Here is a 2193-nt window from a genome sequence, read left to right as displayed (position 1 = left end):
AGCGCGCCGGTGGCGTGGCGGACCTGGTCGGCGACGAGCTGGCGGTCGGGCCCGGCGCCGTCCAGGAACTCCTCGGCTCTTCTGCGCTCCTCCGCCTCGGCCTGCTCCCTGGCCTGGTGGATCAGGGTGAGGATGGTCTCGGCGAGCCGTGCCGACTCCATGCGCATGGCGCGCGGGTCGAGACGCAGGTCTGTGACGCCCGACGCGCAGCTGTACTCGACGCTCACCCAGCCGTCCCGCGACTCGGCACGGGCCGTGGCGGCCCTGTCGGGCAGGTGGCTCAGCTTGCTGAAGAAGCAGTCGGCGTCGGCCGCGAGCCGCTCGGGGTCCAGGCCGAGCTCCCGTTCGAAGTCCATCGTCACTCCCAGGGGAACGTGTAGGAGCCGTCGGCCGCCTGCTCCGGCACGTACCGGCCGGTCAGCGTCTGATTGGCCGTCGTGAGGTCGTTGACCGCCTTGGCGCCCGCCAGCTGGGGCAGGCCGGGCGGCAGCGGCGAGCCGGACCAGCGCCCTCTCACTGGAAATCGGCCGCTGAGGCCGTGCGCGGTCAGGTCGCGTTCGACCCGGTTGGCCGTGCCCCAGATGAGCATGGGGCCCTGGGCGAAAGTGGCCGCGGCCAGGTCGTTCAGTCCGCTGTAGTCGCCACGGGCGGCCTCGATGCCCACGTCCACGGCCACGGCGGCGCTCAGCGCGGCGGCGCAGCCGTGCAGCAACGCGTCCAGCAGAGACTCCACCGCGCGGTAGCCCTCGAAGAGCTTGATCAGGCACTGCGTGGCCAGGATCCTGGCGCCTGCCAGGCTGAGCGGCGTGACGGCCGCGACCAGCACCCACGCCGCCACCGCGGCCATGGCCATCGCGATCAGGAACTGGAAGAGGATCATCGCTGTCAGCGCCGCCCCCGCCGTGTACAGGGTGAGAGCGGTGACCACCGCACGGAGCTCGACGCCGCGCAGGTCGGCCAGGTGGGCGTCCATGCGGCGCTGGAAGACCCGGCCGTCCTCGCTGCGCCAGCTCGTCTCGGCTACCTCGGCGACCAGGGCCTCGACGGCGAGCCGGGCGCCGGTGACGTCGTCGTGCACCTTGATCCAGGTTTGGGCTCCGTCGAAGAACTTCTGCGGGTCGTACTGGTGGATGTACATCTTCCCGACGAACGGCCACCCGGCTGGCACGCCCAGCGCCGACAGCGTCAGCGCCGCACCCGTGCCCACCTCCAGGCCCCGCCGGGCCAGCTGGGCGAGGTTCACATCAGCCTCAGGGAACTGGCGGATTCGGCCGCCTGCCAGGTTCCCAGAGAGGCGGTCATGCCGTCCTGGATGCGTACCGTGTCATCGGCCCGGTGGCGTAGCTCCGCGATCGTGAACGCCTCGACCTCGTTGTACGCCAGCGCGAGTGAGTACGTGAACGATGTGAAGGCGCGCTCCGCCACCGTGAGCGAGGTCAGGCGCGGCAGCGCGTTCTCGAGCGGCTTGGCCGCCTCGGGCAGGCGGGACCTGATCTCCCGCAGTCGGGCCCGCTCGATCTCGACCTCGTGCGGGCTCGTCGGCTCTGTCCATGGGCTGGGGCTGGTTGGCATGTGTCGCTTTCGCTGGGTCTTGTGGTCTTCTCAGCGTGTCCCGTGAGAGAACGGGGCGGGGAGGTTCTGACGCAACATGTACGCGAATCTGGCGCACCATCTCGCGATCTTGACGCTCGGGACGCAGGCGTACCGGGAGGCCTCGTGCCGGTCATCGGGGGATGGGGAGCGGCACGCCGCGGGCCGCTGTGCTTGGCCCGCACTGCACGTGTTCGGGGAGACAGGATGTGTCGACGCCTTTCACTGTGCGCGGTGCCGAATACCGCCACAGGCGACCTTGACGGCTCCCTGGTGCCTTTCGCGTATGAAGTGGATAAATGCCAGTAGAGATTCCCCGTGATCAGCTGAAGGACATGGCGTGCCGTCAATGTCGCGTCAGTATTTCCGCGGCCGGCGTTCGAATTGCGTAGCGATCGAGGATTGTGGCCGGCAACGGCTCTAGCGTCTGCCGTGTACGACTCTTCGCTGGAAGGAAGCAGATGTCAGAGCCCCGATTGTGCGTGCCCGTCACGGTGGGCACGTGCGCTTCGACCCTCCGGTTGTTCCGCACGGCCTCGGGCAGGCGGACGGCGGTCGCGTTCTCCTCGCCGCTCAAGCTGGCCAAGGTGCTCGGAGCCGACC

At 69.4% G+C, this 2193-nt stretch carries 3 protein-coding genes; all 3 read right to left on the bottom strand.

Features of this window, described 5'->3' with window-relative positions; genetic code table 11:
- Window positions 1–356 (bottom strand): YbaB/EbfC family nucleoid-associated protein (locus AB0J09_RS62925; RefSeq protein ID WP_360713826.1); only part of this gene is annotated, 356 nt, incomplete at its 3' end.
- Window positions 357–358: 2 nt separating this feature from the next.
- A complete protein-coding gene (locus AB0J09_RS62920) occupies window positions 359–1243 on the bottom strand; it encodes a hypothetical protein (protein WP_360713824.1) in 885 nt (294 codons plus the stop codon).
- On the bottom strand, window positions 1240–1572 hold the full coding sequence (locus AB0J09_RS62915) for a hypothetical protein (RefSeq protein WP_360713822.1): 333 nt from the start codon (window positions 1570–1572) through the stop codon (window positions 1240–1242). Before AB0J09_RS62915 ends, AB0J09_RS62920 begins: the two co-directional genes overlap by 4 nt.
- Window positions 1573–2193: the final 621 nt, after the last annotated feature.

It is taken from the genome of Nonomuraea sp. NPDC049784 (assembly GCF_040659615.1).
Taxonomy (GTDB): Bacteria; Actinomycetota; Actinomycetes; order Streptosporangiales; family Streptosporangiaceae; genus Nonomuraea.
This window is presented reverse-complemented; position numbering and strand designations above follow the sequence as displayed.